This window comes from Wolbachia endosymbiont (group A) of Trypoxylon clavicerum (assembly GCF_947251665.1).
GTDB classification, from domain to species: domain Bacteria; phylum Pseudomonadota; class Alphaproteobacteria; order Rickettsiales; family Anaplasmataceae; genus Wolbachia; species Wolbachia pipientis.
In genome coordinates, this window is the sequence record NZ_OX366374.1 from 311,554 (window position 1) to 338,550 (window position 26,997).

General features: G+C 35.3%; 29 protein-coding genes and 1 tRNA gene. 13 read left to right on the plus strand and 17 right to left on the minus strand.

Annotated features, from left to right (window positions below; all coding sequences use genetic code 11):
* Positions 1-61 precede the first annotated feature (61 nt).
* Positions 62-985, plus strand: coding sequence for an RluA family pseudouridine synthase (locus tag OPR60_RS01590; RefSeq protein ID WP_006279888.1), 924 nt, complete (start codon positions 62-64; stop codon positions 983-985).
* A gap of 7 nt (positions 986-992) precedes the next feature.
* Here the strand turns inward: OPR60_RS01590 and OPR60_RS01595 are convergent, their stop codons facing one another.
* Entirely contained in the window at positions 993-2,255 is a 1,263-nt protein-coding gene (locus tag OPR60_RS01595) for an MFS transporter (protein ID WP_265039812.1), read from the minus strand.
* A 61-nt stretch (positions 2,256-2,316) separates the two neighbouring features.
* Positions 2,317-4,119, minus strand: coding sequence for an aspartate--tRNA ligase (aspS, locus tag OPR60_RS01600; RefSeq protein WP_265039814.1), 1,803 nt, complete (start codon positions 4,117-4,119; stop codon positions 2,317-2,319).
* Between the two features lie 196 nt (positions 4,120-4,315).
* On the opposite strand from aspS, the gene OPR60_RS01605 reads away from it, so the two are divergent.
* The 5 genes from OPR60_RS01605 to OPR60_RS06750 all read left to right on the plus strand — a co-directional run bounded on the left by OPR60_RS01605 (position 4,316) and on the right by OPR60_RS06750 (position 7,381).
* Positions 4,316-4,747, plus strand: coding sequence for a hypothetical protein (locus OPR60_RS01605; RefSeq protein WP_065094728.1), 432 nt, complete (start codon positions 4,316-4,318; stop codon positions 4,745-4,747).
* A gap of 3 nt (positions 4,748-4,750) precedes the next feature.
* Complete coding sequence (gene ccmA, locus OPR60_RS01610; protein WP_265039817.1) at positions 4,751-5,374, plus strand: heme ABC exporter ATP-binding protein CcmA; 624 nt, start codon at positions 4,751-4,753, stop codon at positions 5,372-5,374.
* 298 nt (positions 5,375-5,672) lie between these two features.
* The gene (locus OPR60_RS01615) at positions 5,673-6,485 is read left to right on the plus strand and encodes a transposase (protein ID WP_265040287.1); all 813 of its coding nucleotides are present in this window, start codon (positions 5,673-5,675) and stop codon (positions 6,483-6,485) included.
* A gap of 143 nt (positions 6,486-6,628) precedes the next feature.
* Positions 6,629-7,069: an IS5 family transposase gene (locus tag OPR60_RS06745; RefSeq protein WP_406829617.1), complete on the plus strand. Its 441-nt coding sequence runs from the start codon at positions 6,629-6,631 to the stop codon at positions 7,067-7,069.
* A 6-nt stretch (positions 7,070-7,075) separates the two neighbouring features.
* A complete protein-coding gene (locus OPR60_RS06750; RefSeq protein ID WP_406829820.1) occupies positions 7,076-7,381 on the plus strand; it encodes a transposase in 306 nt (101 codons plus the stop codon).
* Between the two features lie 17 nt (positions 7,382-7,398).
* On the opposite strand, the gene pdxH is transcribed toward OPR60_RS06750, so the two are convergent.
* Positions 7,399-7,992, minus strand: coding sequence for a pyridoxamine 5'-phosphate oxidase (gene pdxH / locus OPR60_RS01625; RefSeq protein ID WP_022626142.1), 594 nt, complete (start codon positions 7,990-7,992; stop codon positions 7,399-7,401).
* A gap of 16 nt (positions 7,993-8,008) precedes the next feature.
* Positions 8,009-8,824 (minus strand): bifunctional DNA-formamidopyrimidine glycosylase/DNA-(apurinic or apyrimidinic site) lyase, encoded by an 816-nt coding sequence (gene mutM, locus OPR60_RS01630; RefSeq protein ID WP_065095114.1) that lies wholly within the window; start codon positions 8,822-8,824, stop codon positions 8,009-8,011.
* Positions 8,825-9,071: 247 nt separating this feature from the next.
* Between mutM and OPR60_RS01635 the strand changes: the two genes are divergently transcribed.
* A tRNA-Thr gene (locus OPR60_RS01635) sits at positions 9,072-9,144 on the plus strand.
* 46 nt (positions 9,145-9,190) lie between these two features.
* On the opposite strand, the gene OPR60_RS01640 is transcribed toward OPR60_RS01635, so the two are convergent.
* The 3 genes from OPR60_RS01640 to OPR60_RS01650 all read right to left on the minus strand — a co-directional run bounded on the left by OPR60_RS01640 (position 9,191) and on the right by OPR60_RS01650 (position 11,446).
* Positions 9,191-10,717 (minus strand): acyl-CoA carboxylase subunit beta, encoded by a 1,527-nt coding sequence (locus OPR60_RS01640; RefSeq protein ID WP_015589410.1) that lies wholly within the window; start codon positions 10,715-10,717, stop codon positions 9,191-9,193.
* Between the two features lie 272 nt (positions 10,718-10,989).
* Complete coding sequence (locus OPR60_RS01645) at positions 10,990-11,127, minus strand: hypothetical protein (RefSeq protein ID WP_245611085.1); 138 nt, start codon at positions 11,125-11,127, stop codon at positions 10,990-10,992.
* Between the two features lie 76 nt (positions 11,128-11,203).
* Positions 11,204-11,446, minus strand: coding sequence for a hypothetical protein (locus tag OPR60_RS01650; protein WP_265039819.1), 243 nt, complete (start codon positions 11,444-11,446; stop codon positions 11,204-11,206).
* Between the two features lie 106 nt (positions 11,447-11,552).
* On the opposite strand from OPR60_RS01650, the gene OPR60_RS01655 reads away from it, so the two are divergent.
* Positions 11,553-12,365, plus strand: a complete 813-nt coding sequence (locus OPR60_RS01655) for a transposase (protein WP_265040287.1) — start codon at positions 11,553-11,555, stop codon at positions 12,363-12,365.
* A 153-nt stretch (positions 12,366-12,518) separates the two neighbouring features.
* Here OPR60_RS01655 and OPR60_RS01660 read toward each other — a convergent pair whose 3' ends face one another.
* From OPR60_RS01660 to OPR60_RS01680, 5 genes are all read right to left on the minus strand, one after another.
* Positions 12,519-12,719 carry a hypothetical protein gene (locus OPR60_RS01660; protein ID WP_265039821.1) on the minus strand — a complete coding sequence of 67 codons (201 nt, stop codon included), beginning with the start codon at positions 12,717-12,719 and terminating at the stop codon, positions 12,519-12,521.
* Positions 12,720-12,723: 4 nt separating this feature from the next.
* A complete protein-coding gene (locus OPR60_RS01665; RefSeq protein ID WP_265039804.1) occupies positions 12,724-13,476 on the minus strand; it encodes an IS5 family transposase in 753 nt (250 codons plus the stop codon).
* 443 nt (positions 13,477-13,919) lie between these two features.
* Positions 13,920-14,999 carry a DNA replication/repair protein RecF gene (recF, locus tag OPR60_RS01670; protein ID WP_265039823.1) on the minus strand — a complete coding sequence of 360 codons (1,080 nt, stop codon included), beginning with the start codon at positions 14,997-14,999 and terminating at the stop codon, positions 13,920-13,922.
* A gap of 16 nt (positions 15,000-15,015) precedes the next feature.
* Entirely contained in the window at positions 15,016-15,483 is a 468-nt protein-coding gene (gene bcp, locus OPR60_RS01675; protein WP_065094483.1) for a thioredoxin-dependent thiol peroxidase, read from the minus strand.
* A 189-nt stretch (positions 15,484-15,672) separates the two neighbouring features.
* Complete coding sequence (locus OPR60_RS01680; RefSeq protein WP_065094477.1) at positions 15,673-17,100, minus strand: sensor histidine kinase; 1,428 nt, start codon at positions 17,098-17,100, stop codon at positions 15,673-15,675.
* Positions 17,101-17,165: 65 nt separating this feature from the next.
* Here OPR60_RS01680 and OPR60_RS01685 point away from each other — a divergent pair, with 65 nt between their 5' ends.
* The 4 genes from OPR60_RS01685 (at position 17,166) to OPR60_RS01700 (ending at position 20,207) form a co-directional block, all read left to right on the plus strand.
* Complete coding sequence (locus OPR60_RS01685; protein WP_065094478.1) at positions 17,166-18,341, plus strand: aspartate aminotransferase family protein; 1,176 nt, start codon at positions 17,166-17,168, stop codon at positions 18,339-18,341.
* 14 nt (positions 18,342-18,355) lie between these two features.
* A complete protein-coding gene (rimM, locus tag OPR60_RS01690) occupies positions 18,356-18,862 on the plus strand; it encodes a ribosome maturation factor RimM (protein WP_006279718.1) in 507 nt (168 codons plus the stop codon).
* A gap of 62 nt (positions 18,863-18,924) precedes the next feature.
* Positions 18,925-19,491 (plus strand): elongation factor P, encoded by a 567-nt coding sequence (gene efp / locus OPR60_RS01695; RefSeq protein WP_006279719.1) that lies wholly within the window; start codon positions 18,925-18,927, stop codon positions 19,489-19,491.
* 8 nt (positions 19,492-19,499) lie between these two features.
* Complete coding sequence (locus tag OPR60_RS01700) at positions 19,500-20,207, plus strand: inositol monophosphatase family protein (protein WP_065094479.1); 708 nt, start codon at positions 19,500-19,502, stop codon at positions 20,205-20,207.
* Here OPR60_RS01700 and hemA read toward each other — a convergent pair.
* The 4 genes from hemA to ispH form a co-directional block, all read right to left on the minus strand.
* The gene (hemA, locus tag OPR60_RS01705) at positions 20,170-21,384 is read right to left on the minus strand and encodes a 5-aminolevulinate synthase (RefSeq protein WP_265039825.1); all 1,215 of its coding nucleotides are present in this window, start codon (positions 21,382-21,384) and stop codon (positions 20,170-20,172) included. The two genes, OPR60_RS01700 and hemA, sit on opposite strands and share 38 nt — an antisense overlap.
* Before the next feature lie 71 nt (positions 21,385-21,455).
* The gene (locus OPR60_RS01710; protein WP_265039826.1) at positions 21,456-22,097 is read right to left on the minus strand and encodes a TomO hydrophobic C-terminal domain-containing protein; all 642 of its coding nucleotides are present in this window, start codon (positions 22,095-22,097) and stop codon (positions 21,456-21,458) included.
* A complete protein-coding gene (locus OPR60_RS01715; protein ID WP_265039828.1) occupies positions 22,085-22,837 on the minus strand; it encodes an IS5 family transposase in 753 nt (250 codons plus the stop codon). The genes OPR60_RS01710 and OPR60_RS01715 overlap by 13 nt, the downstream gene beginning before the upstream one ends.
* Before the next feature lie 1,003 nt (positions 22,838-23,840).
* Complete coding sequence (ispH, locus tag OPR60_RS01720) at positions 23,841-24,770, minus strand: 4-hydroxy-3-methylbut-2-enyl diphosphate reductase (RefSeq protein ID WP_065094716.1); 930 nt, start codon at positions 24,768-24,770, stop codon at positions 23,841-23,843.
* 20 nt (positions 24,771-24,790) lie between these two features.
* On the opposite strand from ispH, the gene OPR60_RS01725 reads away from it, so the two are divergent.
* The gene (locus OPR60_RS01725; protein ID WP_065094719.1) at positions 24,791-26,626 is read left to right on the plus strand and encodes a peptidoglycan D,D-transpeptidase FtsI family protein; all 1,836 of its coding nucleotides are present in this window, start codon (positions 24,791-24,793) and stop codon (positions 26,624-26,626) included.
* Between the two features lie 2 nt (positions 26,627-26,628).
* Here OPR60_RS01725 and OPR60_RS01730 read toward each other — a convergent pair whose 3' ends face one another.
* Positions 26,629-26,937, minus strand: coding sequence for a hypothetical protein (locus OPR60_RS01730; RefSeq protein ID WP_010081942.1), 309 nt, complete (start codon positions 26,935-26,937; stop codon positions 26,629-26,631).
* Between the last annotated feature and the right edge of the window lie 60 nt (positions 26,938-26,997).

Consider the following 26,997-nt stretch of genomic DNA (forward strand, 5'->3'; position numbering starts at 1 on the left):
CTTTTTCTCTCTTTTCATATTTTTTGTCCACAGAGCCTAGATATTCATTATAAAGAATGGAATGCTACAAAGTATAAAAACCATATTAATAGAAGACGATAACGTTAGGCTGGATAGGTACATCAGAAGAATCTTTCCTGATTTAAAGCAATCTGTAATTGAAAAATCTTTAAGGAAAGGATTAATCAAAGTTGATGATTGCAAAGCAAAGTCCAGTGATAGAGTAAATTCTGGGCAAACTATAACGCTGAAGCACTTGAATTATATTGAAAACGCTAATTCTGATCGCAAATATAATGAAAAGTTAGTGAATCTACTAAGAGAGAACATATTATATGAAGACGAATATATACTAGCTATAAACAAACCCGCAGGGGTCATCGTTCAAGGTGGCGTAAAAGTAAAGATTAGCATGAGTGATTTGCTTGACCAAATAAGAGAGGGAGAAACATTTAAAATTGTCCATAGGCTAGATAGAGATACGAGTGGAGTGATAATATTCGCACGCAACGCTAATGTTGCCAGATACCTTATGGAAGAATTTAAAGGACGAAGAGTAAAAAAAACTTATTTAGCATTAACTTCTGGCATACCGAGCAAGGATAGTGGAACAATAGACTATCCATTGGTGAAAAAATATGTTTCAGGTCAAGAAAAAGTGGTCGTTGATGAAAATTCACCTCAGAATGCCACTACGCATTTTTCAATTATAGCAAAATCCAAACACAATGTTGCTTATTTAAAATTACAACCAATTACCGGCAGAACCCATCAGTTACGTGCACATTTAGCTCATATAAATTGCCCTATTCTTGGTGACGGTAAATATGGTGGTAAAAAAGCTTTTATTGATGGGATAGCAAATAAAATTCACCTTCATTCGCATTCTTTATCTTTAAAACTGCCAAACAATAAAGAAATCACTATCACCGCTCCTATCACTAAACACATCGAAAAATCCATTGAAGCGCTATTTTTCGACTGAAACGATTTCACCAATCAACTTTTCTGTCTTTGGCTTTAATTTGAAGCACAGATATTAGGCTAATTAATGCGCAGGCAGTAAGATAAATGCCTGCTGCAAGTTTTGTTTCGGTTTTTTCTATAAGCCACATGCATATGGATGGAGAAAGGCCACCAAATATTCCTGCAGATATGTTATGTGCGAGGCTAAAGCCCGTGCACCTAACTTTCGTTGGAAATAACTTGCAAGCAAGAGAATTATATATTCCAAAAGATGCACTTATTGGTATGGTTATTAGCCAATAAGTGGGCGTTATAACATAGTGGTTATCATAGGACAGTAGCGAAAATGCCGGTAAGCTAGCGCAAGCTAATACTATTAGTACAGGAACCATCACGTTTTTCCTCCCAACTTTATCAGATAACGTTGCGAACAACACTGCAGATGTTCCAAATATAATTTCGCTTATAATTCTTACTACATTTTTAATATCGATGCCTGACAGGGTAAATTCTTTTACAGATATGTTGTAAAACATGATTGCTGAATAAACGATTGCATTTTGAGCAATACCAAGTCCAATTGCTATCACAAATGCTTTTTTATAGTCCCTGATTAACTCTAAAAATGGAGAATTAGATAAGCTTTTATTTTGATCGTGCACTTTATATGCTAAGCTCTCTTCCATTATATATCTTGTTAAAAAGCCTATTATGCCCATAATGAAGCAGAAATAGAAGGGCAACCTCCAGCCCCAAATTTCATAATTTTCACCTGTAAACTTTTTGCAAACAGCTATCATTACAAAGCATGTAATAGAACCAAGAGCACCACTAAAAGCTTTCATGCTACCTAAAAAGCCTAGATTTTTTTTATCGCTTGAATGCTCTATTAAAAAAGCTGAATTGATACTTGTTTCTCCACCTGCTGCCATTCCTTGTGTTATTCTACAAAGCAGAAGCAGTATAGGAGAAAATATTCCTATTTCTTTAAAGCTTGGTATAATCGCAATTGCAGTAGATGATATCGAAGCTAATATTACGGAAGTCAGCAAAATTTTCCTTCTGCCGTATTTATCTCCAATGTAACCAAAAATAAATGCACCAAGTGGTCTAAATCCAAATCCAATTGCAAAACTACCAAGAAATTTGATTGTGCTTAAATAATCGCTTTCTGAAGGAAAAAAAACATTGCTTATTATATGTGTTAAAACTCCAAATAGAGTTAATTCATACCATATAATCATGTTGCAGATTATGCCCGATAGTATTGCCTTTTGGATGTTAGTCATAATCTTTCGATTTAATATAACCTAATATATCATTAACCGGTGCTCCTTGCTATAAGATTTTTCACTCAATGATCTGCAAAGACAACTCACGTAAATGCTTATCCTCCACCTTGGAAGGAGCACCCATTAGAACATCTTCACCTTGCTGGTTCATAGGAAAACAGATTACTTCACGAATATTTGGCTCATCAGCAAGCAGCATAACTATTCTATCAACTCCTGGTGCTATTCCACCATGAGGAGGAACACCAAATCTGAATGCACGTACAAGTGCACTGAATCTTGTATCAACTTCTCCCCGGCTATAACCTGCAATGGCAAAAGCTTTATACATGATATCCAGTTTGTTATTACGAATCGCCCCACTTGACAGTTCTATTCCATTGCAAACAAGATCATATTGGTAAGCAAGGATATCCAGTGGATTTTTGTCCTCTAAATCTTTCAGACCACCGTGTGGCATGGAGAATGGGTTATGAAAGAAATCGATTTTTTTACTTTTATCGTCATATACAAAATATGGAAAATCAATGATCCAACAAAACTTGAAGATATTATCATCTATAAGACTGAGTTCTGACCCTAAAAGAGTGCGTACTTTTCCTGCAATGTTTGCCGCCTCATTCTCTTTGTCAGAAGCAAAAAATACACTATCTCCTGGCTCTATGTTTGTTGCTTCTCTTATGTGGTTTAGCCTATTTTCATCAAGAAATTTAGCAATTGGGCCTTTCGCAGTTCCATCTTTATCAAACGTTATATATCCGAGACCCTTAGCACCGAATTCTTTTTGCGCATGTTCTATCTTTTTATCAAAGAAGCTGCGTGGTTCCTCTGCTGTTTTAGGTGCAGGAATGGCTCTCACTACCATACCACGCTCAATATTGCTTTTGAAAATATTGAACCCTGAATCACGGAAAATTTCTGTAACATCGCTGATTAATAGTGGATTACGCAAATCTGGCTTGTCAGAACCATACTTAAGCATTGCCTCTTTGTATGTAATGCGTGGAAAATCTTTATCGACAGACTTGCGAGAAAATTTGGCGAACACTTTATATAAAGCAGATTCAATAACGTCAAATATGTCCTCTTGAGTCACAAAAGACATTTCAAGGTCTAGCTGGTAAAATTCCCCAGGAGAGCGGTCAGCCCTTGCATCTTCATCACGAAAACACGGTGCGATTTGGAAATATTTATCAAACCCTGAGACCATGAGCAACTGTTTGAAAATCTGCGGAGCTTGTGGCAATGCATAGAACTTGCCAGGATTTAGCCTGCTTGGCACTAGGTAGTCGCGTGCTCCTTCAGGAGAGGAAGCAGTGAGTATTGGAGTTTGAATCTCTAAAAATCCTCGCTCTATCATGAGCTTGCGGAGCTCTGCAATAATTTGTGAGCGCAAAATAATATTGTTGCGGACTTTTTCACGTCTTAAGTCAAGAAATCGATATTTAAATCTCATGTTTTCTGGGTATTCTTGCTCGCCGGTAATGCTTGCCAATATACTTCTTTCTTCTTTTGCTATTTCTTCATCAAAGTGGAACTCAACTTCCGACTCAACGCGCAAATTGTTGACTATCACCTCGATTTCTCCGGTAGAAATAGAGCTGTTTACCGTATCTTCAGTTCTAGCTTCAACTATTCCTGTAACAGTAATTACACTCTCCAATTTTAAATTTGATATCTCATCAAAAAAGTCTTTGTCATTATTAAATACTAGCTGAGTGATTCCGTAGAAGTCTCTTAAATCAACAAAAATTAGGTTACCATGGTCGCGCTTACGATATAACCATCCAGAAAGGGTAACTTCCTTTTCTACGTCGTTCTTCCTCAGTTCATTGCACGTATGAGTTTTATAGCAGTTCATATTTGTTTTACTTCTAAATTCTTTAAGAAGTATAGAAATAAACCTTATTACATACAAGCCCGTTCGTCAGATATTTGCGCAATTTTCGAAATAGAGCAGTACTGCTTTTATATTGTCTTTACCCGCAAAAAAATTGCACAATTTCTATAATTATGGTATAATAACAAGGGTATTTTTAATGAATTAGATACAGGAAATGCCACTTACACAGATCATAACATATAGCGTAACATTACTTGCTGTAGCTGCAGTATTTCTCTTTTTGAGAAAAATATACAAAAATCGCATTAGAAAAATCATATTTCCTAGAAAAGTTTTTAAAGAAGAGTGGGAAGAAGACAGAAAATTCAATGAATTATATCAAAAAAATAAGCAAAAAGAGTTGATGAAACAACAAGAAACGCTACGCGAGAAACAAAAAGATGTGCAAGTTTATAAAGAAGATCCAGAAATAGTTGACATAGCAAAACCGGTAGGTAAATGGACAAAGATGGTTATGATGGGTAATGGTTTAATGCAGCGTTTTGCACAATTGATACATAGAGAAGGCGGACAGAAAGGATTTTGGGAGCTGTTTGTAAAAGCTCAGGCTTCAACTCAAGGTAAACATAAGGGGAAGGGCAGATAATCCATGCTTGAATGTGAAAATTTATCCTGCGCTCGTAATAATAAGGTACTATTTAAGAATCTCAGTTTTAAAGCTGAGCTAAAATCAAAGATTCTAATCACTGGTCCAAATGGTAGTGGTAAAACCAGCTTAATTAGAAGTTTATCTGGACTTTTACCGCCGGTATCAGGCAATATAAGGCACTGCGGAAAAGATATATATGATGATCCAAAATCCTATATACCTTCTATGGTCTATATAGGCCATAAGAATGCCTGTAAAGATAGCTTAACTGTTGCTCAAAACGTAGAATTCTGGGCAGGAATACGAAATACTAGAGAATTGATTGTGGCAGCTATTTGTTGCTTGCAGTTGCAACCTGTACTTAATATTAGATATGGCGAACTTTCTGCAGGCTGGAAAAGGAGAGTTGCGCTTGCTCGCCTCTTGATTTCTAATGCAAACGTTTGGCTGATAGATGAACCATTTTGTAATCTTGATAGTGCAACGTATGAATTAGTGCTGAACTTAATCTCAATACGCTCTGAGCAAAATGGTATAGTAATTATTACAGGGCATAGCTCTACAGAGCAATTGTGTGATTTTACAACGATTGATATACGCTATTTCAATAGACTTCTTGCATAGTTTTTGGCAACACGTTAACAACCGTTAGAAACGAAAAAACTTACATGACACCCTTCGCCAGTCCCCTTATCATGAAACTGAAGCTATTTATTTATCTTCAGTCTGTGCAGATAAAACGACAAAAAAACTTAGTATATCTGGCGTGTCATGTTTAATTTTTTGCACTATGTGCACCTTATGTCTTTATAAAACTTCTAGAGACCTGCTGCAAAAGGTGATTGAAAAAATGATGTGAGAGGGGTAGAAGAAGAATAAGCAGATCAAGTAAGGAAAAAAAATGAGCTTTAGTTACTATAATATGAAAAAACACCCAAGAAACTTTCGTAATATAACAGGTTTAAGTATAGAGGAGTTCGAAAAAGTAGTAGAAAAAGTGAGGTCTGGATGGAAAAAACTTGAAAAACAGAAAAAGTGTCATGGTAGAAGATCAAAACTACCAACTCTGGAAGATAAGTTGTTTTGCGTAATTTTGTACTATCGCACTTACATAACACATAGATTTTTAGGATGCCTATTCAATGTGCACAACGCAAATGTATGTAGGTTACTTAAGAGAATAGAGCCATTACTCGCCAAAAAAGTGACTATAACAAAAGATAGAAGTATGACGCCAGAAAAAATACTGAAGATTTTGGCTGATGTTACAGAACAGCAAATACAGAGGCCAGAAGATAGTAAAAAACGGAAGAAATCATATTCAGGAAAAAAAAGAACCAACACTATGAAAACTGAGATTATTATCGAAGAAGGAGGAAGAATTTTATCAGTGTCAAAGTCATACCGTGGTAGAATTAGTGATTTTCGCATAAGGAAACAAGAAAAATATTTACCACTTGATAGCATAAAACATGCTGATTCTGGATATCAAGGTTGGCAAAAATTGCAAAGCAATGTTATAATTCCATATAAAAAGTATCGTAAAAAGCCATTAACTCCAGAGCAGAAAGAGCATAATAGAAGGTTAGCATCATTTAGAATGAGAGTAGAAAATAAGATCCGAGAGATAAAGATATTTAAGATTATGTCGAATGTTTATCGCAATTTTCAGAAAAAATATAACTTGAGGTTCAATATTATTGCTGGTATTGTAAATCTTAAGCACGCCTTTTAGTTAACCTTGATTTTATTCACCCTCCTTTCCTTTTTTTTATCGCTTGATTCGCAGCAGGTCTTAGGCTCTGTGGACAAAAAATATGAAAAGAGAGAAAAAGATGGTAGTTTAGCCTAATAGGTAAAAAATGGAGAAACTACCATATGCAATATTACATCAAAGAGGAAAATTGGAAACAAATTTTAGAGTTCATAAAAAGCGTAAAAGGAATGCACAGCAAAGATGAAAAACGTTTAAGAATATTCATAGAGGCAGTGTGGTACATAGTGCGAAGTGGTTGCCAATGGAGACTTTTACCAAAAACTTATGGTAATTACAGGAGTATACATAAGCGATTTAAAAGATGGTGTGAAAGAGATGTCTGGAAAAAATTGCTTGAATATACTAAACAAGAGCCTGATTTAGAAGTTGCTATAATCGACGGTACGATCATCCGAGCCCATCCATGTTCATCTGGATATACAAAAAACTCCAAGGATCAAGAAGCTTTAGGGAGGAGCAAAGGTGGCTTTACAACTAAAATACATGCGCTTGTCGATGCACTTGGAAATCCACTTAAATTTACTCTGACTCCTGGTCAATGAAATGAAATTACGCAGGCACAAGTGTTGACCGAAAGTATCTATAACTCTACTGTAGTAGCTGACAAGGGCTACGATAGCAATGCCTTTGTTACAAGTCTTGAAGACAAGGGATGTACAGTAGTTATTCCGCCAAAACGGAATCGAAAAGTGCAAAGGTATTACGATGAGCATATCTACAAAGAACGTCATTTGATTGAGTGTTTTTTTGGTAAAATTAAAAATTTTAGGCGCATTTTTTCCAGATTTGATAAAACTGCTGAGGTTTTTATTGGTTTTCTCAATTTTGTTGGAGCTCTTGTATGGCTTCTCTAAAATTTTGTCCACAGAGCCTAGGGATATAATTGTTCCACTTTCCAATCGCTTCCCTCAACAAGGGTGTATCTAAATCTAATATGCTTCCTATATTCACCTTCTTGCCAGAATTCAATTACTTTTGGGATTACGCAAAATCCCACCCAAAAATCAGGACGAGAAACTTGTGTATTGTGAAATTCTTTTTCCTTCAATTTTATAGCTTGCTCAAAATCCTGCCAATCTTTCAGAATGCTCGATTGTTTTGAGCACCATGCGCTAATTTGACTACCCAGCGCTCGAGAAGAGAAGTATTTGTCAGTTCTTTCATCGTTTAGAAGTTTAACCTCTCCTTCAATTCGCACTTGCCTAGCAAATTCTATCCAATGAAACACTAACGCAGCTTTGGGGTTCTCAGTCAATTCTTTCCCTTTTTTACTGTTTACGTTAGTGAAAAACACAAAACCTTCTTTGCTATATTCCTTTAGTAATACCACTCTTGCAGATGGAATACAGTCTTTGCTACAAGTTGCTAGCGTCATTGCAGTTGGTTGTTCACACGGAGAATTAAGTACTGCTTTGTACCACTTTGAAAACAAATCAAATGGATCTTTTTCAAGTGAAAATATCATATCAAAAAATAAAATCTTAATTCTGGCACGCGTTGCAAAAATAAGTGCTACGGCCATTTTGTCGTATAAGTGTTATGATATTATTGCAAATCTTGCAAGGTTTTTGAACTTTACCATATACGTAAAAGTTATTTTGAAAGTATCCAGCAGATCCAGATGGCTGTGCATAATCTTTCAGTGTTGAACCGCCTGCAGCAATTGCATCACTCAGAGTATTTTTTATTTCAGCAGCAAGTTTTTCGCACTCTCTATAGGTCAAGTTTTTTGCTGACCTGAGTGGTGATATACGGGCTCTAAACAAGCTCTCAGAAGCATATATGTTGCCTACGCCAACTATTGATTTATTGTCCATTAACGCTGATTTGATATTCACTTTTTTGTTTTTCAGCAACTCCTGTAAATAGTCTCCACTGAATTCATCCGTGAGGGGCTCTATTCCAAAATCGCTAAAAAAATCCGTTTCTTGTTCTTTATTTAAAATGATAACTAATCCAAATCTTCTTGGGTCATTAAAAATTATTGAAGTATTGTCAGAAAATAAAAATACCACGTGATCGTGCTTATTCCGCATTTGATCGTGGTCAGCATATATAAGCTTTCCGCTCATGCCAAGATGTATGATTACAGCCACACTACCATCTGTATTCCAGATGGTATACTTACCTCTACGCTTGATGTTGCGTATGACTTTGCCCTTTAGCATATCATCAATATTTTTTGTTATTGGGGCACGTAAATTCCAATTATTCACTATAACATTACTGATTTGCTTGTTTTTAATTTTATCAAGCAAAAAATTAGAGATTACTTCCACTTCCGGTAGTTCTGGCATGATACCTCCTTCAAAACTTAAGTTTCTGATGGTAATTTTGTCGTTCTCAAATACATTCGAGTATTCTGCGGTGCTTTCTCCTAAAAATTCCTCACCACAAACGAGTTTTGAAAGGGTTCTCTGTCTACTCTGTTGCTGCTTTTTTCTTTTCAAAATATTTTGCTTTAAAGCTTTCGCTAATCTTTTTTTCTCCTCTTCTTTTTCCTTATTCTTTTTTGTGTTATTCATTATCATAATATATAAACTTGCCGTTGTAGCTCAGGTGGTAGAGTACGTCATTGGTAATGACGAGGTCCCAAGTTCGAGTCTTGGTAACGGCACACTCTTATAATATCGCATAACTTGCAAGCAAGGCTTAGAAGAAAGTTACAGAGGTAAGTTGTCATGCTTTTTCCATATCCTTTCTACCTTCTTGTTTTTAAGTAGCTCTAATGCTTTACAAAAGTGATACCTTGTTTTACTTGGCACTATAATGTCATCAATGTATCCATATGATGCAGCAAAAAATGGGTTAGCAAATTTTTCTTTATATTCTTTAATTAACGTTTGCTGATCTTTTTCGTGTCGAAATATAATCTCAACTGCACTTTCAGGGCCCATCACAGCTATTTCAGCAGTTGGCCAGGCATAATTTATATCACCTTTTAGATGTTTCGAATTCATAACAATGTATGCACCACCATACGCTTTTCTAGTGATAAGGCTAATTTTCGGCACGGTCGCTTCAGCGTAAGCGTAAAGCAGTTTCGCTCCGTGTTGTATTATATTATTGTATTCTTGATTTGTACCCGGCAAAAATCCTGGAACATCAATAAGTGTGATGATCGGAATGTTAAATGCGTCACAAAACCTTACAAACCTCGCAGCTTTTCTTGAAGAATCAATATCCAAACATCCTGCAAGGTGCATAGGTTGATTTGCAACAATACCGACAGTATTTCCTCCAATTCTACCAAAACCAGTTATGATATTACGAGCAAAATCAGGTTTCAGTTCAAAGAAATTCCTTTCATCACAAACTTTTTCAATGAGTTCATACATATCATAAGGAGTATTAGGATTGGTAGGAATTAGAGTGTTTAAGGATTCATCAATGTCGTCAACATCATTACAGATTGGTGCAGATTTTGGTGATTCTTGATTATTTGCTGGTAAGAAAGTAAAGAATTCACGCATTTTTAGCAGCATTTCAACATCATTATTGAATGCAAAATCCGCTACTCCTGTTTTGCTTGTATGAATTTTTGCTCCACCGAGGTCTTCGAAACTTACATCTTCGTAGGTAACCTTTTTTACTACATCTGGCCCGGTTATAAACATATATGAACTGTTTTTCACCATGAAAGTAAAGTCAGTTAATGCTGGGGAATAAACTGCACCTCCTGCACATGGGCCCATAATTAAAGAAATTTGTGGTATAACACCCGATGCATTTACGTTTCTTTGAAAAATTTCTCCATAACCAGCAAGAGAATTTACTCCTTCCTGAATTCTGGCTCCACCAGAATCATTTAGTCCGATAATTGGAACTCTGGCATTAATTGCCATATCCATAATTTTGCATATTTTTTTTGCATGTGACGCACCAAGTGAACCACCAAAGACAGTAAAATCCTGAGAATAAACAAAAACTTTTCTGCCATAAATAGTACCATGACCAATCACTACCCCATCACCTAAAAAATTAGCATTTTGCATGCCAAAATCATTTGCATGATGTTTTACGAATTTATCATATTCTGCAAAAGAACTTTCATCGAGCAATATACTGAGCCTTTCTCTAGCAGTTAATTTCCCTTTTTCATGTTGTTTGGTAATCCTGTCAGAACCGCCTCCTTTTTCAGCTTCTAGTGCTTTGGTTTTTAGATTTTCTAGTATTTTAAAGTCTTGCATACAATAAAGTAGTTTTCAAATTAGTTGTAGACTTTATTAAGTTTACAAACCCTACTAACTATACACATACACTATTGCTATATGCAACAATGTATGTATGATAATTGTTAATGCTCTGGTGATTCATGGTCACTACTTTGAAAATGTTGCGATGTGTCAACACTTTTCATATTAGAAAGAGGTGGACTAACTGCACTGCTTTTCGTTTGTGCAAAACTTTTAGCAGCTTCAACAACCTTGCTTATACGAGGTTCTTTTTCTAGCTCTTTTAGTTACTTTGAGAAGATTTCACAACTTTTGTCATCCATATGTACCATTATTTTACCAAAACTTTCAGCTTTTTCAGAAGATAAAATCATTTCGATCTTTTCATCGCCTACCCTAAAGGTCATTTTTACTTTGCCTTGCATATCATGATATTGCCAGCTTTTTATTCAGATTAGATTATCTCCTTCTCCTATTCGCAATGCACCATATTCTAAGTCCTTAAATTCCGGGGAGTTCATAAATTTTGCAGGAGTGATCACACTTTTTTTCTGGACACTGTACATAATAAAATTTATTATCTCTTTCTACTACAATTTCTTTTTTTTTGTCATTTTCAATACTATCACTTACAATTTGTTTTAGACGTGACAAATATTCGCCGCGTTCTTTCAGTATATCTTCTGGCAATAATCTCCGAACTTCTTGGCTCACATCAGTGCCTGTTGAAACTAGATTAAACATTTCTAAAGACCTGCTGCAAAAGGTGATTGAAAAAATGATGTGAGAGGGGTAGAAGAAGAATAAGCAGATCAAGTAAGGAAAAAAAATGAGCTTTAGTTACTATAATATGAAAAAACACCCAAGAAACTTTCGTAATATAACAGGTTTAAGTATAGAGGAGTTCGAAAAAGTAGTAGAAAAAGTGAGGTCTGGATGGAAAAAACTTGAAAAACAGAAAAAGTGTCATGGTAGAAGATCAAAACTACCAACTCTGGAAGATAAGTTGTTTTGCGTAATTTTGTACTATCGCACTTACATAACACATAGATTTTTAGGATGCCTATTCAATGTGCACAACGCAAATGTATGTAGGTTACTTAAGAGAATAGAGCCATTACTCGCCAAAAAAGTGACTATAACAAAAGATAGAAGTATGACGCCAGAAAAAATACTGAAGATTTTGGCTGATGTTACAGAACAGCAAATACAGAGGCCAGAAGATAGTAAAAAACGGAAGAAATCATATTCAGGAAAAAAAAGAACCAACACTATGAAAACTGAGATTATTATCGAAGAAGGAGGAAGAATTTTATCAGTGTCAAAGTCATACCGTGGTAGAATTAGTGATTTTCGCATAAGGAAACAAGAAAAATATTTACCACTTGATAGCATAAAACATGCTGATTCTGGATATCAAGGTTGGCAAAAATTGCAAAGCAATGTTATAATTCCATATAAAAAGTATCGTAAAAAGCCATTAACTCCAGAGCAGAAAGAGCATAATAGAAGGTTAGCATCATTTAGAATGAGAGTAGAAAATAAGATCCGAGAGATAAAGATATTTAAGATTATGTCGAATGTTTATCGCAATTTTCAGAAAAAATATAACTTGAGGTTCAATATTATTGCTGGTATTGTAAATCTTAAGCACGCCTTTTAGTTAACCTTGATTTTATTCACCCTCCTTTCCTTTTTTTTATCGCTTGATTCGCAGCAGGTCTTAACATAAGAGGCCGTAGTTTTTCTTTTCCAGTCTCAGTAACATTTTTATCTTGCTCCATGAGGTGGTATAAGATCAGTATCGAATAATCTATTATTGATGACTTTTTTCTCCTTGGAATACATCAACACTAAACATGACCTTGTGCTTTTTTGCATCGTCTATAGATTTTTGAAGTCTCTTTGCTATGTTTTCGATAGCTTCATCATTAGGTAAGTGTTCAGGCAATGGCGTCAACTTAAGGAAAAATGTCAGAGATTGTGTATAAAATTTCTCTCTAGGCTCTGTGGACAAAATTTTAGAGAAGCCATACAAGAGCTCCAACAAAATTGAGAAAACCAATAAAAACCTCAGCAGTTTTATCAAATCTGGAAAAAATGCGCCTAAAATTTCTAATTTTACCAAAAAAACACTCAATCAAATGACGTTCTTTGTAGATATGCTCATCGTAATACCTTTGCACTTTTCGATTCCGTTTTGGCGGAATAACTACTGTACATCCCTTGTCTTCAAGACTTGTAACAAAGGCATTGCTATCGTAGCCCTTGTCAGCTACTACAGTAGAGTTATAGATACTTTCGGTCAACACTTGTGCCTGCGTAATTTCATTTCTTTGACCAGGAGTCAGAGTAAATTTAAGTGGATTTCCAAGTGCATCGACAAGCGCATGTATTTTAGTTGTAAAGCCACCTTTGCTCCTCCCTAAAGCTTCTTGATCCTTGGAGTTTTTTGTATATCCAGATGAACATGGATGGGCTCGGATGATCGTACCGTCGATTATAGCAACTTCTAAATCAGGCTCTTGTTTAGTATATTCAAGCAATTTTTTCCAGACATCTCTTTCACACCATCTTTTAAATCGCTTATGTATACTCCTGTAATTACCATAAGTTTTTGGTAAAAGTCTCCATTGGCAACCACTTCGCACTATGTACCACACTGCCTCTATGAATATTCTTAAACGTTTTTCATCTTTGCTGTGCATTCCTTTTACGCTTTTTATGAACTCTAAAATTTGTTTCCAATTTTCCTCTTTGATGTAATATTGCATATGGTAGTTTCTCCATTTTTTACCTATTAGGCTAAACTACCATCTTTTTCTCTCTTTTCATATTTTTTGTCCACAGAGCCTAGGGTGACTAGCATTCAAATTCTCCCTTGTCAATTTGACGTTTTTTGCTGTCTTAAACGCTTTGTAAGCGCGTTTCAGCTTATATAGGTAGAAACCTAGAAGTTTTATAAAGACATGAGGTGCACATAGTGCAAAAATTAAGCATGATTTACGCCAAATACATTAAGTTTTTTGTCATTAATCCACTGCAGAGATTGCGAAGATAAATAAATAGCTTCAGTTTCATGATAAGGAGACTGGCGAAGTTTGTAAAGTAACTTTTGCATTTAATTTAAAGTAAAAAAAACAGAAATGTTTTGGTTTGAGGTTTAATTGCCGGAATTTACAATTGGGAGTTGCCTGTATGAGCTTTGAAAGAGGTACTATTCATTTGATAATTCAAAAAACTTGAAAGAATAAAGATAGCTATTGAAATTATCTTGATTTACATCAGTTATCCAAGTTTGACATTGAATACTTAACACTTCCTCCATTAACGCCTTTCTGTAATGTTTATCCAGATGAGACATTATATCATCAAGTAGAAGAAGTGGTGCCTTATTGTAATGAATACACCTTGCTTTTACACTGGATAAAATAATAGAAAGCAGTAATAACTTTTGTTCTCCAGTGGAGCATAGATTTATTGGTACGTTTCTTTTTTGACAAAAAACCCGAAAATTATCGTTATGCACACCAAAGGTTACTCCACCAGTCAATGAATCTTTTTCTCTGTTTTCCTTTAGACGATTCTGAAAATATTCTGCAGTATCGTCCAAAGTTAGCTGGCTGCTGAATTTCAAACTTGCCTTCGGAAAAAACTCACTGGAATGGTTATCAATTGTGTCTTGTAGTGTCTTTAAAACAGACGATCGCATACGTAAAATACTAACTGCATTAACGGCCATTATGTTTTCAAGACTAGAGAGCCAATTTTCGTCCAAGGTGTTCTCTCTCAACAGTTTACTTCGCTCACGTTTAGCTTTTCTGTGTTTCATGTAGCAGCAAGTGTAATTTTCCTCAAACAGTGAGACTATACGGTCTAAAAATTTTAATCTGTCACTTGGAGAATTAAGAAGAACATAGTCCATTTGTGGAATCAGCCATATTACATTGGATATCTTATACAAAGATGAATAACTCAATTGCGTTTTTCCATCAATTTGTATTAGTTTCTTATCAAAACTCTTTGCGATACCAATTGAATTAAAATCCATCCCATTAAAAAAATCATAGTGCACTACCAAATCTTCATTACTGAATCTATTTTGTATCTCACTGGCTTTTGCTTTTTTCATTCCATTGCTTTTAGCAAGCAACGAGATTGCTTCAAGTATATTAGTTTTACCAATACCGTTTTTGCCAGTTATTACAACTGAGCTATCATCTGAATCCAGTTCAAAGTTTGAGTGGCTACGAAAATTATGTAATTTCAGCTTTTTTATGTAGCAATGGGTAGCCATTAACCTATTCTTTAGTTTATATTCTCTTTACTTCTTCCAGAACCTCATCAACATGTCCACTAACTTTTACATTTTTCCAGATCTTCACTATTTTACCTTTTTTATCTATTAAAAAAGTAGTGCGTTCTATTCCCATATACTTTTTGCCAAACATACTTTTCTCTACCCAAACACCATATTTTCCCAACATTTCAGCATTCTCATCAGAAACTAAAGAAAACGGCAGAGAATATTTTGCTTTGAAGTTAGTGTGACATCTAACACTATCTTTTGATACACCAATTATCACTGTGTCAAGGAAAGAAAAATCATCTATTTTATCTCTAAAGCCTTTTGCCTCCATTGTACAACCCGGAGTATCGTCTTTAGGATAAAAATAAAGAACTACATTTTTTTTATCAAAAAATTCACTCAGTGATAAATTTTCACCAGAATCTGCTGGCAAGCTAAAATCGGGTGCATTATTTCCTACTGCTAATTCCATACCTTGCTCCATTAATAACACTTCCATCTATAGTAGTATATTGTAGTCAGAGTATCAAATTTTATATATAGCTAACAGATAAGATTCTTGATGGGGGCTTATTGATGAATTTCTGCCTACCTTCTCGGCTTGCCGCTTTTGATAAAGTGTGGTTTTCGTCTGATGTAAGGCCATATCAAATAGATCCTATTAAAAATCAATCGAATCTTCACATGTTTGTTCTTCATAAAAGAAGTTCAATGTTATCGTAGTACCAAGTTTCGCTTCACTTTTAATGTCAAAAGTTCCACCCATTAACTCTACTAATTTCTTGCTTAGCGGTAATCCGATGCCCGTACCTTCGTTTCTATACCCCGAATCTGCTTGGCCAAAAACAGACATAACTTTATATATGTCCTGCTGCATTATTCCTATTCCATTGTCATGAAACTCAATAGTTAATAAGTTTTTTTCTATATTTTCTTTTATCACCATTCTTATTAAACCATCTTTGGGAGTAAACTTGATTGAGTTTGATAATAAATTTATTATAACTTGTTTCATTCTCTTGGGATCTGCAATGACTAATAATTGTTTATTAGTCATCTCTTTTTTTAAATTAATCCCGGCTTCTTTTAATTTAGGTAATAGCATATTTACGCATGAATCCATTATTTTGTTCAGGTTAAACTTCACTTTTTCTACTGTTAAACTACTTGATTCAGCTTTAGAAAAATCGAGCACATCATTAATTAAGGTAAGTAAGTGTGTTCCTGCATTATATATATCGTCTGCATACTCCTTGTATTGAGAATTATCCATTGAACCTAAAGTTTTATTTTTGATCAACTCCGCAAATCCAATAATAGCATTAAGAGGTGTGCGTAATTCATGTGTAACGCTTGCAAAAAACTTTAGCTTGTTTGCATTTTCTTGCTCTAATGTCTCTTTTATCTGCTGTAATTCAATGTTAGTTTTATGTTGCTTGGCTAGCATTTGGGTATTAGAAAAGTGCAAATAGAACATTATTAATATTAAGATTATTAATAATAGGCCCAAAAATGTTAAAAACAGGCCATATGCTATAACATAAGAATTATTGTAGTTTCGAAGAATCTTCAAAAAAAACGACGGTTTAACGCTATTTTCATGGAATATAGGGAAAATAGAAGTTGATGTATTTCCTGTAGTATAAAATATTTCTTGGTTACTTAATAGTTTATCAATTTCATCGTTTGTAAGTAACTGTTCATAATCATAATCTTGAGTGTTAAAATTACTGAATATTATTCTGCCGTTTTGATCATACAGTATTAAGCTGAAATCCTTTACTTTGCTCACTGATTGTAATAATTCAGCACGTAGTTTTACTAGTTGGTTTATGTAGTCAAAATTTTTGTATTTAATGTGATGCTTTTCTATTAGTAAATAATGGTATTTTTTTATTATGCCATTTTCCAGTACGCTTTTTAAGTTTACACTTGAATCACGGTAAGAAGAAAGGAAATTACTCCTTAGTAAATGATTACAATATATCACACTGAATAAAATCATAAAGATCGATGAGAGTAATACAATAACTTTTGTGTATTTGTTTTTCTTCAACGCAGAAAACATCAATTTACCTAGCTTATACATATCCTTCTTATTGTGAAACAACGGTTTTTATGTTATTAATAATAAAATTTAGCATATAATATTTTATGACAATTTCTCCTATTTTGCCAGTTTATTCTCCTGTTAATATAAATTTTTCTCATGGCAAAGGTATCTACCTATATGATGTTGATGGTGAGCGCTACGTAGATTTTCACTCCGGAATAGCCGTTAGTAGCTTAGGTCACACTAATTCGCGATTAATTAGTGCTCTTAAATTGCAAGGAGAAAAATTATGGCATATATCAAATACCTATAATATACCTGCTGCCAATAATTTTGCAGAAAAATTAATAAACAATAGTTTCGCTGACACTGTATTTTTCTCAAATTCTGGATCAGAGGCAGTAGAATGTGGACTTAAGATTGCTAGGATCTATCAAAATGGAAAAGGCAATAAAAATCGTCACAGAATTTTAACATTTCATGGTGCATTTCATGGAAGAACCTTTTTAACTTGTGCTACAAACGATAAACAGAAATTTTCTGAATTACTAAATCCCTACATTGATTGGTGTGATAACATCGAGCCCAATATTGAGAGCGTAAAGAAAGCAATTTCAAGTGGTATAGGCGTTATATTAATAGAACCAATACAAGGGCAAGGTGGTATCAAAGTAATGAATGAAGTCTTTATGAAAGAACTAAGAAGGCTGTGTGATGAAAATGACATATTGTTATTTTTTGATTGCGTACAATGCGGTGCTGGTAGGACAGGAAAATTATTCGCATACGAACATATAGGAGTGGAACCTGATATATGTGCTCTTGCAAAGGGAATAGGCGGGGGGTTTCCGCTGGGGGCTTGTCTTGCAACTGAAAAGGCTGCTAAATATATGGCAGTTGGTATGCACGGTTCCACTTTTGGTGGCAATCCGCTTGCAACCTCAGTAGGTAATGCTGTGCTCGAAGAATTGCTCAGCCCCGGCTTTTTGAAAAATGTTGAAATTAGAGGTAAATACTTAAAAAATAAACTAGAAGACTTAGCAAGTAAATTTCCAATAATAGAGGAAGTAAGAGGGAAAGGGTTAATGCTTGGAATAAAAGTGAAAGCAGACAATCAAAAGTTTGCAGAAGAGTTAAGTCATCGCGGCTTGCTTACTGTTGGGGTAACATCAGATAACGTTGTGAGAATTTTACCTCCACTCATTATCACCGAAAAAGAGATTGATGAAGGCATCGAGATTTTGACTCAATATTTATCTGAGAAATCTTCTGATTAGATACTTGCATTAATATGAACGACAATCTGGTATGCTTAGGAATTATTACCTCTCCTCACGGAATTAAAGGAGCTGTTAAAGTAAAAACCTTTACTGAAAAGCCTGAAAATATCTCCTTATATGGTAAGCTAATAAGTGGTGATGAGAATTATAAAATAGACTCAGTATCCGTCATAGGTGATAATTTAGTAATAGCTACAATAAGCGGAGTAAATTCCCGTAATGAAGCAGAGCTTTTAAGGAATAAGAAGCTATATATAGAAAGAAGCAAGTTACCAGAGCTAAATGATGAGGATGAATTTTACCAAAGTGACCTTGTAGATATGGAAGTAAGGCTGAAAAGTAATGAATTATATGGCTATGTAAAATCTGTGTATAATTTCGGCTCAGGGGATATATTAGAAATTTTAGTTATCAGCACAAAAAAACGTATTATGCTGTCTTTCACTAAAGAGATATTTCCACATATAAATATAAAGGGGAGGTATATAGTATTAAATATACCAGAATTTATTGACTAATAAAGACTTTGATATTTATATAAAGCTATTTATAATTGTAAGATCAAACTAAAAATGTAATTATGGCAGAAAGAGCTAACGATATTAGACCAGGTCAGGTGTTGGAACATAACGGCGGATTATTTTTGGTTGTAGGTATTATGCATACTCAACCTGGTAAAGGTGGTGCATACATACAAGCTGAAATGAAAAATATCAAGACCGGAGCAAAACACTATGAAAGATTTCGTTCTGATGCAACAATCAGAAGGGCAATTTTAGATGAAGAGGAATATGTTTACCTTTTCACTGAAGGAAACATTGTAAATCTTATGCATCCAAGTAATTACGAGCAAATCACTATAAATTTGGACTTATTGGGAGAAAAAAAAATTTATTTACAGGATAACATGAAAATTAAAGTTGTAGCTTATCAAGACAAAATAATTTCTGCGCATGTGCCTGATTATGTTACACTTGCTGTGAAAGAAACAGAGTCTGTTATTAAAGGACAAACTGCTACTGCTTCTTATAAGCCTGCAATTTTGGAAAACGGAATGCGCGTTAACGTGCCTCAATTTATAAAAGAAGAGGATAAAATTGTAGTATATACTCCAGGTGACAGCTATTATGAAAGAGTGAAAGAGTAAAAGGAAGAATGTCCCTCTCATCACCACGAATTAATGTGATGCTTGATTCTGTGCGTAATGCTTCCAAGCAGCTTATGCGCGATTTTAATGAATTGCAAATTTCTAATGTTAAATCAGCAGACTTTATTAATAAAACTTATTCAAAATCCAAGCAAACCATATACGATTGCTTGCACGACTACAAACGAGACTATGGTTTTATTTTTGAAGATGATACTGATCAAGAAGTAAAAGATAACACTTATACCTGGTTTATTATGCCTATAGAGGGCAGGGAGAACTTTTCTAGTTGCATGGTTTATTTTGCAGTATCAGTCTGTCTCATTCATAAAAATAAAGTTGTGGCAGCTGTAATTGATGCTCCGGCTCTTAGAGAAACTTTTTGGGCAGAAGAAAAGAAAGGTGCTTTTCTTGAGGATTTTAGATCTCGTCATGTAAAAATGCGAGTGAAAAGCCGTGAAGGGGGTCTAATAGATGTAAGTGGTAATTTGTTAAATAAATTGCTGCCTGGCAATAGTAATGTACGCTCCATAGGTTCAACAATTTTAGGCTTTGCATACCTTGCGGCAGGAAGGCACAGTGGAATAATTTACTCTGGAATTAATCAATATAAGGCTTTACTCGGTAAGCTTTTCCTGCAAGAAAGCGGTGGAAGGTTAACAGAAAATAATGGGTTAATTATTGCTGATGATATTGCAAACAGGCTACAGAAATAGACAGCTTTTCGAAAACTTTTACAAGAGACTCTGTTAAATGTTCTATCATTTCATCGGTATGATAAGGTGTAGGGGTAATACGGAAACGCTCAGTTCCTCTTGGAACTGTCGGGTAATTTATATGTTGAACATATATTCCATACTCATCAAATAATAATTTTGATGCTTTTTTGGATAACTCTGAGTTGCCAATTATTATTGGAATTATATGAGTTTCTGTTGGAATGAAGTTAATTCCTGCATTTCTCAGTGAGTTTTTTACTTTTTCAACGACTTGCTTTTGCTTTTCCCTTTCAATGTTGCTCGATTTTAGGTGCTCAACGCTTGCCTTTGCTGCCGCTGCTAAAACAGGCGACATAGCAGTGGTAAAAATAAATCCTGGAGCGGAACTTCTTATTACATCTACCAAGCTCTTTGAAGACGCTATATACCCACCCATCACTCCAAAAGCCTTTGATAGTGTACCTTGAATAACGGTTATTCTATCCATCAGACCTTCTCTTTCTGCAATTCCGCCACCATGTGAACCATACATGCCAACTGCGTGCACCTCATCCAAATAGGTAATTGCATTATGTTGATCTGCAAGATCACATATCGCTTCAAGCGGCGCTATATCGCCATCCATTGAATATACGGATTCAAGTGCTATTATTTTTGGTGTCTTTTTGTCTATAGACTTGAGTAACTGCTCTAGATGATTAACATCATTGTGTTTAAATATATGTTTTGGCCTTTTTCCTGATTTTATGCCTTCTATCATCGAAGAATGGTTCTTCTCGTCTGAAAAAATTACTACGCCCGGAATAACAGACGATAAAGTGCTAAGTGTTGTCTGGTTAGCGAGGTAGCCACAAGCAAAAGTTAAAGCAGCCTCTTTTTTATGCAAACAAGCTAAGGATTTTTCAAGTTCGACAACCTCTTTTGTTGTACCAGATATATTTCTTGTTCCTCCAGCACCAACAGATGAATTTTGGATAGCGGCAATTACACTCTCATTTTGTGACATTCCCAAATAGTTATTACTGCACCAGACTATTACTTCCCTATTTCTTTCATAGTCCATAATGTGGGGGAGCCTACCTGGTAATGACGCAAAGTGCGTAAATTCACGGTAGCGCCCCTCATCTTTTATATCTTTTATTTTATTCAAGAATATTTCTTCGTAGTTTACCAAGTTTTTATTCACTAATAATTAACATAATTATAATAAATTATTAAACGATAGACTACTATATTTATTCATCGTCAGCTACAGCAAGGTGTACTTTTTTGCATATCATCAACCTTTTCGACCTTATCGTTTTCAATTAAGGTTTTAGGCCTATAGCAGTAGGTAACTATAGCTACAATAAGACAACCAGCTCCAACTGCTATTCCTACCGCTAACATTTCCAAGTAAACTGCAACAGCCACCCCTGAAATAATACCAGCTATTGCAAGTGCAGAAGCAGCTATAACAGGCAGCTTACTACTTTTTGTATTTTGTGGAATAGCATTATTTTTGCCTGAATTATTAGGCAACCCGCCATTGGTTTGAGTATCATTCACCTGCTCAGATTTGTTGTTAGCTACTGAAGGCACTGGTTCTGGTGTTGGCACTGGATTCGGTGTTGGTGTTAGATTCGGTGTTGGCACCAGCGTAGGTGTTAGAATTGGATCTTGTGTTAGATCCGGTGTCAGTCCTGGCGTTGGCGCCGGTGTAGGTGTTGGAATTGGATTCGGTGTTGGTGTTAGGTTCGGCGTTGGCACCGGTGTAGGTGTTGGAATTGGATTCGGTTCTTGCTGCCTGGTGGTAGTTTGAGTACCATCTTCTTGTCCAGGGATTTCGTTAGTTGATGTAGGTACTGGATCTCCTAGGCTCTGTGGACAAAATTTTAGAGAAGCCATACAAGAGCTCCAACAAAATTGAGAAAACCAATAAAAACCTCAGCAGTTTTATCAAATCTGGAAAAAATGCGCCTAAAATTTTTAATTTTACCAAAAAAACACTCAATCAAATGACGTTCTTTGTAGATATGCTCATCGTAATACCTTTGCACTTTTCGATTCCGTTTTGGCGGAATAACTACTGTACATCCCTTGTCTTCAAGACTTGTAACAAAGGCATTGCTATCGTAGCCCTTGTCAGCTACTACAGTAGAGTTATAGATACTTTCGGTCAACACTTGTGCCTGCGTAATTTCATTTCTTTGACCAGGAGTCAGAGTAAATTTAAGTGGATTTCCAAGTGCATCGACAAGCGCATGTATTTTAGTTGTAAAGCCACCTTTGCTCCTCCCTAAAGCTTCTTGATCCTTGGAGTTTTTTGTATATCCAGATGAACATGGATAGGCTCGGATGATCGTACCGTCGATTATAGCAACTTCTAAATCAGGCTCTTGTTTAGTATATTCAAGCAATTTTTTCCAGACATCTCTTTCACACCATCTTTTAAATCGCTTATGTATACTCCTGTAATTACCATAAGTTTTTGGTAAAAGTCTCCATTGGCAACCACTTCGCACTATGTACCACACTGCCTCTATGAATATTCTTAAACGTTTTTCATCTTTGCTGTGCATTCCTTTTACGCTTTTTATGAACTCTAAAATTTGTTTCCAATTTTCCTCTTTGATGTAATATTGCATATGGTAGTTTCTCCATTTTTTACCTATTAGACTAAACTACCATCTTTTTCTCTCTTTTCATATTTTTTGTCCACAGAGCCTAGCCAACCATCGGGCTTCTTTTGCCTTTTTTTTCGCTTGGTAAATTTTTTAATACTTAGATTAGTTGCAATTTAAGAGACCAGAAATGGTCAGTGCTTGGCACTGGAATAACGTCCTCCTTTGTTATCCCAGTGCCCAGACACTGAGATCCAGGAAACTTAATTGCAAGTAATGCATTGGATTTGGTGAGTATGGGTTTTATGTTATAGAATGAAACACTTTTGGTGAATTTGTAAAGAAAACTGGATCCCAGTGTTTGGGCACTGGGATGACACCATTCTTTTTCCTGGATTCCAGACTGGAATGACACCATTTGTTGTGTTTAACAAAGTTCGTACTTAGCTTCATATTAGCCGTAAACATTTAAGAAATTTACCAAACGAAAAAAAAGGCAAAAGAAGCCCTGGTCATTGTCTATTTTCTGTATTGGCGTTTTTTTAAGTCTTAAACGCTGCAATTTAGCTGCTTTTAAGTGCAACTAACCTTAGCTTAAATGTTTAAGAAATTTACTAAGCAGAAAAAAAGGCAAAAGAAACCCCGTGGTAATTAGTGTTCACTCTCTAATCCTGCAAACTGGCGTACTATACTGTCTTAAACGACTTATAAGCGCGTTTCAGCTTATATAGGTAAAAACCCAGAAATGTTGTGAAGACATAAGGTGCACATAGTGCAAAAAATTAAAAATAAGACGCCAACTACGTTGTTTTCTTGCTGTTTAATCTGCACAGATGAAGATAACTGAATACCTTCAGTACAATGATAAGGGGGCTGGCGAAGCTTGTAAAGTAATTTTTTCGTTTCTATTCCCAATAAAAGTTTGTTATATGGTTATGCAAGAGGTCTAATGAATCGCGGTGTGACGTCTTAGCTATAGATGCTGATTTGTGTGATTTCAAGAGAAGCTTAGTAGATAAGTTGTGTTTTAAACCAGATTTGGTATTTTAAACTGAACATTTTCAGTAATACCACCTGGCATAACTGAAATTTTTACACTCAGGTTTACTTTTAGGTAGTCTATTAATTCATCAACTAATATGTCAGGAGCGGAAGCACCTGCGGTGATTCCTATCTTTTCTACGCCCTGAAACCAGCTTTTATTCACACAGCTATAATTATCAATCAAGTAGGCTTTTTTTCCTCTGGCAGTGCACAGATCTAATAAGCGGTTTGAATTTGAGCTATTTTTACTTCCTACAACTAACACCATGTCTACAATTTCAGCTAGCTTTTTAACAGCATTTTGTCTGTTTTGCGTTGCATAGCATATGTCCTTTAAATCTGGACCTGTTATGCCTGGAAACCTGAGCTTCAGAGCAACAATAATTTCACGGGTGTCGTCGATGCTTAACGTGGTTTGTGTAACATAAGATAAATTATCTGGATCTTTAACTTTTAAATTGCGTACGTCCTGCACAGTTTGCACTAAAATGATAGGATTATTTACTCTTCCTCTAATTCCCTTAACTTCTGGATGGTTTTCATGCCCAATGAGAATTAGTTCTTTACCACCGTTTTCATACCTTTTTGCCTCTTTATGCACTTTGCTGACTAAAGGACATGTTGCATCAATCACTTGAATACCCTTTCTTTTTGCCTCATCTTCTATATTTTTTGATACTCCGTGCGCGCTGAAGATCAGTATTCCTCCATTATCTTCAATTTCCTCGATACTGTTCACAAAAACCACTCCTTGTCTCTTAAAGTCCTCTACTATATATTTATTGTGAACAATTTCGTGTAGCACATAAACTTGGCGCTCGTTTTTGTATTTTTCTAAAGTAATAGCTAATATGTCCACAGCTCTTTTTACCCCGGCACAAAAACCTCGTGGTTCAGCTAAAATGATTTCCATTTTTGTCAAATCAAGTAAATATGCAAGCATTACTTAAAAATAAGCTCCGCTCACTATATTTTATAGTACCACTATTTATATTTTATATAATAATTATTTTTCGCATATTCTCTTTCACATTTGATCAACTTACTACTTCAGAAAATTTTAGAAAAGATAATATAGTACATAAACAACCCGATATTTTAGATAGAAATGGAGTGGTAGTAGCAACAAATGTGCCCACAACATCATTATATATAGATGCAACCAAAGTAAAGAATCCGGAAAGTATAGCAGCACAACTGTGTTCTACTTTGCATGACCTCGAATACAAGAACTTATATAGAGTACTTACTTCAGAAAAGAAATTTGCTTGGATAAAGCGGCACTTAACTCCAAAAGAACTGTTAGCAATAAAAAACGCCGGCGTGCCAGGAATAAACTTCTATAACGATGTAAAACGTATATATCCTCACAGTAATTTATTTTCACACGTGCTTGGTTACACTGACATAGATGGCAACGGTATTGCAGGAGTTGAGGCATATATAAGTAAAAACAAACAACATTCTGTTATCCAAGTACCTGATATACAGTTGTATGAATGTTGCAACTTGAAAGCAATTCCTACACAGCAACTCCCCACACAACAGATCCAGTGCGTGACACTGGGATCCAGATATAAAAATACTGACAAATTACGTGATGAACAACGGATTCCAGAAACATATGTCAAAAACAATGTTTGTGATGAAATTGCGCATAAAACTGGATTCCAGTGTCAGTGCACTGGAATGACACCAGACCAAGCTTCTGCACAATCTTCTGTCATCCAACAGGGATGGTCACGCTCTGCTGATCAATATGTTCAACTATCCTTAGATACACGAGTGCAAAGCATAGTGCATGAAGAGCTAACTAAAGCTGTAAGCAGATATCAGGCACTTGGCGGAGTAGGAATTGTTTTAAATGTGAGAAATAGTGAAGTTATCTCGATGGTCAGCCTACCTGATTTTAATCCCAACTTACAGAATAAGGCAGAAGACGTACAAAAGTTTAATCGCGCCAGTCTTGGGGTATATGAGATGGGGTCGGTATTAAAATACTTTACAATAGCCGCAGCGCTTGATGCGAACGCTACAAAAACTAGCGATTTATATGACGTATCAACACCAATCACCATTGGAAAGTATAAAATTCAGGATTTTCATAAATCTAAAATTCCAAAAATTACTGTGCAAGATATATTTGTAAAATCATCCAACATTGGTGCAGCAAAAATTGCAGTCAAACTAGGTATTGAAAAACAGGTAGAATACTTTAAAGCTATGAAGCTATTTTCTCCTTTGAAAATAGAAATACCAGAAAAATCTACACCGATAATCCCGGATAAATGGAGTGAAAACACTTTAATAACAGCATCTTATGGTTATGGCATAGCTGTAACTCCTATACATCTTGCACAAACTGCAGCAGCATTAATCAACAATGGAATATTTCATAACGCAACCTTGATATTGAATAAAAGAAGCATAGGAGAGCAAATTATCTCAAGAAAAACCTCCAGGGAAATGAGAAAATTATTACGCGCAGCAGTAACAGATGGCACTGGCAGAAAAGCAAAAATAAAGGCATATTCAATAGGAGGAAAAACTGGATCGGCGGAAAAAGTTGTAGATGGTAAATATAGCAAAGATGCAAACATAGCATCATTTATAGGAGTGCTAACTATGCTTGACCCAAGGTACATAGTGCTAATTGCTATTGATGAGCCTCAAGGGATGCACCATACCGGGGGAATAATTGCTGCGCCTATAGTAAAGAACATTATAAATAGAATAGCGCCTATACTAAATGTTACACCTGAGATGTAAAATTATGATTGCTTTACTACAACTTCAAATTTATCATCACCAAAATCCTTATTAATATACCAAGAACCATCATCTTTAGTTACAAATTCAAGACCTTTAAGGTCTTTTTTTATTGTCTTTCCATTTTGACCATCAATAGCGATATTAATATCGAATGTAATAATGTCTAGATTTATCATAGCTTCTTTCCCGCTGCACGAATTTAGACTGAACTTGCCTAACATGACATCATTAAAACTCACTTCCCCTGTATAGACATCACACTGACCGTCCACACAACACGTAGTTTCAATATAGAAAAGGTCTGACATATAAAACACCTTACGTTTATAAAAAAAGAGCTAAAGCCCTACGCCATACCGTTATAGTCA

Excerpts from the sequence above, each read along its gene's own strand:
- OPR60_RS01590 (WP_006279888.1), top strand. The coding sequence starts at position 62 with ATGCTACAAAGTATAAAAACCATATTAATAGAAGACGATAACGTTAGG.
- OPR60_RS01595 (WP_265039812.1), bottom strand. The coding sequence starts at position 2,255 with ATGACTAACATCCAAAAGGCAATACTATCGGGCATAATCTGCAACATG.
- aspS (WP_265039814.1), bottom strand. The coding sequence starts at position 4,119 with ATGAACTGCTATAAAACTCATACGTGCAATGAACTGAGGAAGAACGAC.
- OPR60_RS01605 (WP_065094728.1), top strand. The coding sequence starts at position 4,316 with ATGCCACTTACACAGATCATAACATATAGCGTAACATTACTTGCTGTA.
- ccmA (WP_265039817.1), top strand. The coding sequence starts at position 4,751 with ATGCTTGAATGTGAAAATTTATCCTGCGCTCGTAATAATAAGGTACTA.
- OPR60_RS01615 (WP_265040287.1), top strand. The coding sequence starts at position 5,673 with ATGAAAAAACACCCAAGAAACTTTCGTAATATAACAGGTTTAAGTATA.
- OPR60_RS06745 (WP_406829617.1), top strand. The coding sequence starts at position 6,629 with ATGCAATATTACATCAAAGAGGAAAATTGGAAACAAATTTTAGAGTTC.
- pdxH (WP_022626142.1), bottom strand. The coding sequence starts at position 7,992 with ATGATATTTTCACTTGAAAAAGATCCATTTGATTTGTTTTCAAAGTGG.
- mutM (WP_065095114.1), bottom strand. The coding sequence starts at position 8,824 with ATGCCAGAACTACCGGAAGTGGAAGTAATCTCTAATTTTTTGCTTGAT.
- OPR60_RS01640 (WP_015589410.1), bottom strand. The coding sequence starts at position 10,717 with ATGCAAGACTTTAAAATACTAGAAAATCTAAAAACCAAAGCACTAGAA.
- OPR60_RS01645 (WP_245611085.1), bottom strand. The coding sequence starts at position 11,127 with ATGCAAGGCAAAGTAAAAATGACCTTTAGGGTAGGCGATGAAAAGATC.
- OPR60_RS01650 (WP_265039819.1), bottom strand. The coding sequence starts at position 11,446 with ATGTTTAATCTAGTTTCAACAGGCACTGATGTGAGCCAAGAAGTTCGG.
- OPR60_RS01655 (WP_265040287.1), top strand. The coding sequence starts at position 11,553 with ATGAAAAAACACCCAAGAAACTTTCGTAATATAACAGGTTTAAGTATA.
- OPR60_RS01665 (WP_265039804.1), bottom strand. The coding sequence starts at position 13,476 with ATGCAATATTACATCAAAGAGGAAAATTGGAAACAAATTTTAGAGTTC.
- recF (WP_265039823.1), bottom strand. The coding sequence starts at position 14,999 with ATGGCTACCCATTGCTACATAAAAAAGCTGAAATTACATAATTTTCGT.
- bcp (WP_065094483.1), bottom strand. The coding sequence starts at position 15,483 with ATGGAATTAGCAGTAGGAAATAATGCACCCGATTTTAGCTTGCCAGCA.
- OPR60_RS01680 (WP_065094477.1), bottom strand. The coding sequence starts at position 17,100 with ATGTATAAGCTAGGTAAATTGATGTTTTCTGCGTTGAAGAAAAACAAA.
- OPR60_RS01685 (WP_065094478.1), top strand. The coding sequence starts at position 17,166 with ATGACAATTTCTCCTATTTTGCCAGTTTATTCTCCTGTTAATATAAAT.
- rimM (WP_006279718.1), top strand. The coding sequence starts at position 18,356 with ATGAACGACAATCTGGTATGCTTAGGAATTATTACCTCTCCTCACGGA.
- efp (WP_006279719.1), top strand. The coding sequence starts at position 18,925 with ATGGCAGAAAGAGCTAACGATATTAGACCAGGTCAGGTGTTGGAACAT.
- OPR60_RS01700 (WP_065094479.1), top strand. The coding sequence starts at position 19,500 with ATGTCCCTCTCATCACCACGAATTAATGTGATGCTTGATTCTGTGCGT.
- OPR60_RS01710 (WP_265039826.1), bottom strand. The coding sequence starts at position 22,097 with ATGGCTTCTCTAAAATTTTGTCCACAGAGCCTAGGAGATCCAGTACCT.
- OPR60_RS01715 (WP_265039828.1), bottom strand. The coding sequence starts at position 22,837 with ATGCAATATTACATCAAAGAGGAAAATTGGAAACAAATTTTAGAGTTC.
- ispH (WP_065094716.1), bottom strand. The coding sequence starts at position 24,770 with ATGGAAATCATTTTAGCTGAACCACGAGGTTTTTGTGCCGGGGTAAAA.
- OPR60_RS01725 (WP_065094719.1), top strand. The coding sequence starts at position 24,791 with ATGCAAGCATTACTTAAAAATAAGCTCCGCTCACTATATTTTATAGTA.
- OPR60_RS01730 (WP_010081942.1), bottom strand. The coding sequence starts at position 26,937 with ATGTCAGACCTTTTCTATATTGAAACTACGTGTTGTGTGGACGGTCAG.